Annotated in this window: 6 protein-coding genes; 3 read left to right on the top strand and 3 right to left on the bottom strand. The window is 62.5% G+C overall.

Features of this window, described 5'->3' with window-relative positions; all coding sequences use genetic code 11:
• Nucleotides 1–82: 82 nt before the first annotated feature.
• Nucleotides 83–1,363: an IS256 family transposase gene (locus AQ996_RS09190; protein WP_055252602.1), complete on the bottom strand. Its 1,281-nt coding sequence runs from the start codon at nt 1,361–1,363 to the stop codon at nt 83–85.
• A 136-nt stretch (nt 1,364–1,499) separates the two neighbouring features.
• On the opposite strand from AQ996_RS09190, the gene AQ996_RS09185 reads away from it, so the two are divergent.
• Nucleotides 1,500–1,763, top strand: a complete 264-nt coding sequence (locus AQ996_RS09185; RefSeq protein ID WP_231501614.1) for a helix-turn-helix domain-containing protein — start codon at nt 1,500–1,502, stop codon at nt 1,761–1,763.
• Nucleotides 1,764–1,966: 203 nt separating this feature from the next.
• Here the strand turns inward: AQ996_RS09185 and thrB are convergent, their stop codons facing one another.
• Both thrB and thrC read right to left on the bottom strand, forming a co-directional pair.
• A complete protein-coding gene (gene thrB / locus AQ996_RS09180; RefSeq protein ID WP_055252598.1) occupies nt 1,967–2,848 on the bottom strand; it encodes a homoserine kinase in 882 nt (293 codons plus the stop codon).
• Nucleotides 2,849–3,051: 203 nt separating this feature from the next.
• On the bottom strand, nt 3,052–4,569 hold the full coding sequence (thrC, locus tag AQ996_RS09175; protein ID WP_055252595.1) for a threonine synthase: 1,518 nt from the start codon (nt 4,567–4,569) through the stop codon (nt 3,052–3,054).
• Between the two features lie 103 nt (nt 4,570–4,672).
• Here thrC and AQ996_RS09170 point away from each other — a divergent pair, with 103 nt between their 5' ends.
• Both AQ996_RS09170 and AQ996_RS09165 read left to right on the top strand, forming a co-directional pair.
• Nucleotides 4,673–6,061 carry an aspartate kinase gene (locus tag AQ996_RS09170; protein WP_055252594.1) on the top strand — a complete coding sequence of 463 codons (1,389 nt, stop codon included), beginning with the start codon at nt 4,673–4,675 and terminating at the stop codon, nt 6,059–6,061.
• Nucleotides 6,062–6,234: 173 nt separating this feature from the next.
• On the top strand, nt 6,235–7,260 hold the full coding sequence (locus tag AQ996_RS09165) for an aspartate-semialdehyde dehydrogenase (protein ID WP_055252592.1): 1,026 nt from the start codon (nt 6,235–6,237) through the stop codon (nt 7,258–7,260).
• Nucleotides 7,261–7,366: the final 106 nt, after the last annotated feature.

Below are 7,366 nucleotides of genomic sequence, written 5' to 3'. Positions count from 1 at the left end.
GGTAGTGTCGAGAAAGTTGGTGTAGCGCCCGATCCGAAGCGAGTCGGCCCGGCGTCCTGGAACCTGGAACACGGTTGATATCCTATGCCGCCTCGACCCTGTCCGCAAGCTCGAGGCCCGATTCGATCATCTTCCTGGCCTCCGCCTCAAGCCGCGCCCAGTCGACGGGGCCGTCGATCCCGCGCGTGCGGCCCTCGTCGTAGAGCTCGTTCATCCTCTCCTCCGAGAAGTACCTGGACTCCTGCCATGTCTCGTCCTGCTCGCACATGACCGCGCCCGCGAGCCGCACCAGCGAGCCCGTTGACGGGAACACCTGCACGACGCGCGACCTGCGCTTTATCTCTCGGTTGGTCCTCTCCTGCACGTTGTTGGTGCGCAGGCGCTTCCAGTGCGACGGCGGGAAGTCGAGGTATGCCAGGGCGTCCGGCTCGGCACCCTCGAGTATCGCCGCCGCCCTCGGGCAGCACCCCTCCAGCATGTCGCACGCCACGTGGTACATGGCGGTCACGGTGGCGGCGTCGCGCCCGCGGAACACCTGCGAGACGATCCTGCCCACGCGGCGCCTGAGCTGCCAGGAGCCCGCCTCGCGCATGCAGTCGCGCATGAGATGGACGGCGCAGCGCTGCCATGCCGCCCCCTGGAAGACCTCGCCGAGCGCGCGGACGAGGCCCGGGTGGGCGTCCGAGACGACGAGCCGCACGCCCGCCGCCCCGCGCGAGCGGATGGTCCGCAGGAAGGCGAGCCACGAGTCGTATGACTCGGTGTCCACCACGTCGACGCCCAGGACGCGCCTCCAGCCGCCCGCGTCGCAGCCGATGGCGGTGACCACGGCGGTGGAGGCGACGCGCCCCTCGCGGCGGCACTTGACGTAGGTGGCGTCGAGCCAGACGTAGGGCACCGGCGAGCCGTCGAGCGGCCTTGCGCAGAGCTCCTCGATGTCGGCGTCCAGGCTCGACGCGATGGCGCTCACCTGGTCCTTGGAGAGCCTGGAGACGCCCATCTTCTCGGCCACCCTCTGCACCTTGCGGGTGCTCGTGCCGGTGGCGTACATCTCGGCGACGGCGGCAACGAGGGCGCGGTCCGCGCGCTGGTAGCGCTCGATCACGTCGTCCGGGAAGAAGCTGCCGGTGCGGAGCTTCGGGATGCGCAGCGTCAGCGTGCCGACGCAGGTGGCGAGCGACCTCTCGCGGTAGCCGTTTCGGCTGTTCGACCCGCCCCCGCACAGCTGGTCGGCCTCGGCGTCCATCACGGCGTTCACGACCTGCTCGGCGAGGCGCCTGAGCAGCTCCTGCATGTCGATGGCGCCGTCGTCGAAACGGGGCATGGCGAGCATGTCCGGCGTCGGGTCTGATAAGATTTCCATAGCGGTCTTCGTCCTTTCCTAGAACCTGTTGTTGTGGTGATTTCAGATTCTAGGACGAAGGCCGTTCTTCGTTAAATGGACGCTAGGGCGTCACCCTTACACCAACATTTTCGACGCGATCTTGGGATATATCAAAATGGAATATAGCGTAAACGGTATGAACGTTGATGCTAATAGGACATGCGGAAAATGCCTCTCCCAGATTCGTCGGGAGCAAGGTATCACTCAGGTTGAACTCGCAAAGAAACTGAGGGTACCTCAGTCGTTCATCTCGAAAGTCGAAACCGGGGAACGCAGTCTTAGGGTTTATGAGCAGTTCGCCTATGCAGAGGCACTTGGAATTACCGTCGGAGTTCTCGTGCAAAGACTTGAGGCGGTTCTGAGCAGCGGAGATAAATAGATTGCGCCGCGAATCGGGCGATAATTGAATCAGCGAATGCGATTATCCTGTCGAGGCTGCGCAGGTCCCCTTGGGGCTTCCCCTGAAAACAATCCGCAGATCGAATTGCCCCGTCGCGCGAAGCGCACGACGGGGCAATTCATGATCGAGGACGTTTTCAGGGGAAGCCCCAAGGGGACCGGTGAGAGCAATGAGGCAGGGCGCTACAGGTACTCGATTTGAGCGCCCTCGGTGTCGCACGTCAGAATATGCGTATCGCACTTGGGGAACTGCTCGCGCAGCTTGACCTGTAGGAACTTTGCCACGATGGTGTCGTCGGTCACAGCCATAAGGGTCGAGCCCGAACCGCTGATCCAGATGGTCTTGGCGCCGCCGTTAAGGCAGGTGTCGCGCACAGCGTTGTAGTCGGGGATGAGGCGGCGGCGATAGGGCTCCTGGATGCGGTCGTCGTTGGCGGCGGCAATCAGGTCCAGATCGCCGGTCTCGAGACCGCGCGTCATGCCGGCGATGCGGCCCATCTGCCATACGGCGGTGGAAAGTGGGATCTCCTGCGGCACGACCTTGCGCGCCTCGCTCGTGTGCACCTCGTAGGGCGGAATGACGGTAATAAAACGAAGTTTGTCGCTCACTTCGTAGCGCAGGCACTGGGGGAGCGAATCGGTTGGCGTAAAAGAGCAGACGGCGCCGCCCAGGATAGCGGGAGCGACGTTATCGGGATGGCCCTCGACCTCGGTGGCAATGCGGACGAGCTCGGCGCGGTCGACGGTGTGGCCCGTCAGCGCGGCGGCGGCCATAATGCCGGCGACAACGCAGGTGGAGCTGGAACCCAGGCCACGAGCGACGGGAACGTCAGTCTGAATGTCGATGGCGACGGGGAAGGCCGGCTCGCCCCATGCGGCCAGCGCATCCACAAAGCTCACGTAGACTAGGTTGTTCTCGTTTTGGAATTCCTCGGGGCAGCCCGTGATGGTGAGCTTGTCGGCGCGCTCGAAGGTGAAGTGCGAGTAGAGGCTGACGGCCATGCCGAGGGTATCGTAGCCAATGCCTAGGTTGGCGCTTGTTGCTGGGACGGTGATTTTGATCATGTGGGTCCTCCTGGCGTGCCTGGCTGCTTAGTTCGCTGCTCGGGCAGTCCTGCGCAAGACGGAAAGTACATTAAGTGCTTTCCTTTGCGTGCGGAACTCGCGACGAACTAAACAGCCAGGCACGCTGCGCGCGTTCGCCATCATCCCGGGGGTTATCTGATGAAAGAAGGTGCGCCGGCTTTCGCCGGCGCTTAATGAGGGGTTTAGTTGGTAGCCATCTTTTTTGCTGCGGACTCGACGTAGCTTGCCATCTCATCGACGTCGCAGACGTCTTCGAAGCGGACGGGCTTGGACTCGAGTTCGGCGAGCTGGGTCGGGGCGACCGTGTTGGTTGCCTGCTCGAGCACGCGCATGGCCTCAAAGTCGTCCTCGGGAACGTTGAGCCCCAGGGCGTCGCAGCAGGCGCGCGGGAACTTGTAGGGGCTGGCGGTCGAAAGCAGCACGCGGGCCTTGGCGCCCTCGGCGGGGGCGACCTGCTCAAAGACGTGATAGCCGCAAGCGGTGTGCGGGTCGATCACGTAGCCGTTCGCGTCCCAGCAGCTCTTGATGGCAGCGCGGACCTCGTCCTCGCTGGCCCAGCCGCAGCCAAACACGTTCTGGATTTTGGCCAGCAACTCGGCGGGAACTTCGTAGCGACCAGTCTGTGCCAGCTGCTCCATAAGGCCGGCAACGAGCTCGCAGTCGCCATCGGACAGGAAGTAGAGCATGCGTTCCAGGTTGGAGCTGATGAGGATGTCCATCGACGGCGAGATGGTCGTGAAGAACGGGCGGTTACGGTCGTAAACGCCGGTGGTCAGGAAGTCGGCCAGCACGTTGTTCTTGTCGCTCGCCACGACGAGCTTGGCGACGGGCAGACCCATGCACTTGGCGTAGTAGCCGGCCAAGATATCGCCAAAGTTGCCGGTGGGCACACAGAACTCTACGGCGTCGCCAGCCTCGATAGTGCCGGCGCGCAGCAGTTGCGCATAGGCGGCAAAGTAGTAGACGACCTGCGGTACCAGACGGCCGACATTGATGGAGTTGGCGCTCGAAAGCACCGTGCCAGCGGCCTCCAGGCGCTCGGCAAGCTCCTTATCGGCAAAGATGCGCTTGACGGCGCTCTGGGCGTCGTCAAAGTTGCCGCGGATGCCGCAGACAGCGACGTTGTCGCCCTCCTGAGTGGACATCTGCAGGTTCTGGACGCGGCTGACCTTGCCCTCGGGATAAAAGACAGTGATGCCCGTGCCCGGAGCGTCGGCAAAGCCGGCGAGTGCTGCCTTGCCGGTGTCGCCCGACGTGGCGGTGACGATCATGATGCGCTCGGCGCCGCCGTCCTTGGCAGAGGTGCGGGCCATCAGGCGGGGGAGCATCTGCAGGGCGACGTCCTTAAAGGCGCTCGTGGGGCCGCCAAAGAGCTCCATCACATAGGTTTGCGGGGCGTCGGCGCCCGGTGCGGCGTCGAGTTTGACGAGCGGCGTAACCTCTTCGCTCACGAACGTGCCGCGGTATGCCTCGTCGACACACGCCGAAATTTCTTCGGCTGTGTAATCATTCAGTAACATTCCCAACACATCTTGAGCGATTTCAAAGTACGATTTATCTGCAAGCGAGCTGATATCGACCTGCTGGGTGCCGAGCTCGTCCGAGACAAACAAACCCCCGTCGGGAGCGATGCCGGTACGGATTGCCACCTTACTTGAGCACGATAAAGTGCGTCCTCGTGTACTATGATAAGTTCCCATATAACACTGCTCCTCGGATGCCTTGGTCCCAATCGGTGAAACCATGGTATCAGAGCGCGCAAAACAGGTTTGCAGAGGCTTTTAGAAAGGTAACCTCAAGCCCATGATTAAGATTGCCAAGTTTGGCGGCTCGTCGGTCGCCGATGCCGAACACTTTAAGAAGATCAAGGCCATTGTCGATGCCGACCCGGCCCGCCGTTTTGTGGTGGTTTCTGCCTGCGGTCGCCGTTTTAAGGGCGACACCAAGGTGACCGATCTGCTCTACTTGGTCAACGCGCACGTCAAGTACCACGTGTCGTGCGAGGAGCTGCTCGAGGACATTGGCCAGCGCTATTTTGATATCGCTGACGAGCTGGAGCTCACCTATCCCATCCGTGAGGAGTTCGCGGCCTTTGCCGAGCGCGCCCGCTCGGGCGGCTACTCCACCGAGGAGCTTGTGAGCCGTGGCGAGTACTTTACCGCCCGCCTGATGGCCGAGTACCTGGGCTTACCGTTCCTGGACGCCGCGACGGTTGTGGCGTTCCATCACGACGGTACGCTCAGCATGAATCGTACCTCCGAGTTGGTGCAGGAGTACGGTCAGCAGGGCGGCTTTGTTATGCCCGGTTTCTACGGCGCGACGCGTGAGGGCCAGATCAAGCTGCTCGATCGTGGCGGCGGCGATATCTCGGGCTCGATTCTGGCCAAGTGCCTGGGCGCCGATCTGTATGAGAACTGGACCGATGTCTCGGGCTTCTATTCTGCCGATCCGCGTATTGTTCCCGAGGCTCAGCCCATCGCCCGCGTTACCTACGAGGAGCTGCGCGAGCTTTCGTACATGGGTGCGAGTGTCCTGCACGAGGAGGCCGTGTTCCCCGTGCGCGAGGCCGGCATTCCGCTGGTCATCAAGAACACCAATGCGCCACAGGACCCCGGCACCATCATTAGCGAGACGGCTGACGAGGGCGAGGCAGAGCCCATCATTACCGGCGTGACCGGCAAGCGCGGTTTTGTCGCCATCAACGTGGCCCGCGACCGCACCAAGCCCCGCGTTGGCTTTATGCGCCGTGCGCTTTCGGTCTTCGAGCGCTATGACGTTTCCGTCGAGCATATGCCCACCGGCGTCGACCGCTTTGGCGCCGTGGTGCAGGAGCAGGATGTGCACGATTCGCTGTACTCGCTTGTGGGCGACATCCAGCAGGAGGTCGAGCCGCTCGAGATCGAGGTCGTTGAGGGTCTGGCGCTTATCGCTACCGTCGGTCGTAACCTGCGCGGCCGCGCAGGTATCTCGGGCCATCTGTTTGGCATGCTCGGCCAGGCCGGCGTGAGCGTGCGCATGATTTCGCAGAGCTGTGACGAGATCAATATCATTATTGGTGTCGAGGAGAAGGACTTCGACCTGGCGATTCAGACCATTTACCGTGCCTTCTCCGACGAAAACGGCATTGTGAAGGTCTCCGATCTGGAGGCTCCTGCGCCGGTCGATCCCGCTCTGGCCGCGCTCAAAAAGTAGCGACTGTTCGGTAGATTTTTGGGTCATGTCTCAAAAATCTACGGCGGGGCGTTTCGTTTCGGTTTCGTTTCGACGGGGCGGATTTCATGCCCGCCCTGTTCTTGTATAAACTGGCAACAATAATCGGCCTGCTCGGCGTGCGGGCAAAAGCCACAACCTTTAAAGGGGGAAGCATGAAACAGTACACGGTTGCTATTTTGGGCGCGACGGGAGCCGTGGGCACCCAGATGCTCGAGTGCCTCAACGAGCAGGAGTTCCCGGTCGGCAAGCTCAAGCTGTTGGCAAGCGCACGCTCCGCGGGCAAGACCGTTGAGTTCCGCGGCGAGCAAATCGTGATCGAAGAGGCTTGTCCCGAGGCCTTTGAGGGCTGTGACATCGTGCTTGGCGCCGCCGGCGACGACATCGCGAAGGAGCTGCTGCCCGAGGCCGTTAAGCGCGGCGCCGTCGTGGTCGACAACAGCCATGCCTTCCGCATGGATCCCGAGGTGCCGCTGGTCGTGCCCGAGATCAATGCCGACGACATCAAATGGCATCACGGCCTTATCGCCAATCCCAACTGCGCGACCATCATCGGCCTGGTTCCCACGTGGCCGCTGCATCAGCTCGCCGGCGTGAAGCGCATGATCGTCTCGACGTACCAGGCGGCTTCGGGTGCTGGCGCTCCCGGTATGGCCGAGCTCGAGGCTCAGCTGGCCGCCCTGGGCCGTGGCGAGGAGATTCCCGAGCCGCGCGCGTTTGCCGCTCAGCTGGCGAGCAACCTGATTCCGCAGATTGGCGGCGTCAAGGAGGAGGGCTTTACCTCCGAGGAGATGAAGCTACAAAACGAGGGCCGCAAGATTATGCATCTGCCCGAGCTGCGCGTGAACTGCACCTGCGTGCGCGTGCCCGTGCTGCGTTCGCACTCCGAGAGCATCACGCTCGAGTTCGAGCGTGACATTACGGTTGACGAGGCCCGTGCTGCGCTGGCTGCCGCTCCCGGCGTCAAGCTGGTTGACGATATGGCTGCCGAGGATGCGCACGACCGCTTCCCCATGCCGATGGATACGTCCGACCAAGACCTGATTTGGGTCGGCCGCGTGCGTCGCGACATCTCGAACCCCGAGGCCGCGCGCGGTATCACCTTCTGGTGCTGCGGTGACCAAATCCGTAAGGGCGCGGCAACCAACGCCGTCCAGATCGCCAAGCTGCTCTGCGAGTAGGTTGACCTGTCCGGCGGGGGCCGGGCTTAGTTTTCAGAACGTCCTCGACCATGTGTGGCGCCTTGTCCTGCTCCTTCGGAGCCGCGGACAAGGCGCCACACTGGTC

This window comes from Collinsella aerofaciens, from assembly GCF_001404695.1.
GTDB classification, from domain to species: Bacteria; Actinomycetota; Coriobacteriia; order Coriobacteriales; family Coriobacteriaceae; genus Collinsella; species Collinsella aerofaciens_E.
The sequence above is the reverse complement of the archived record's forward strand: the minus strand, read 5'-3'. Positions and strand labels throughout refer to the sequence as shown.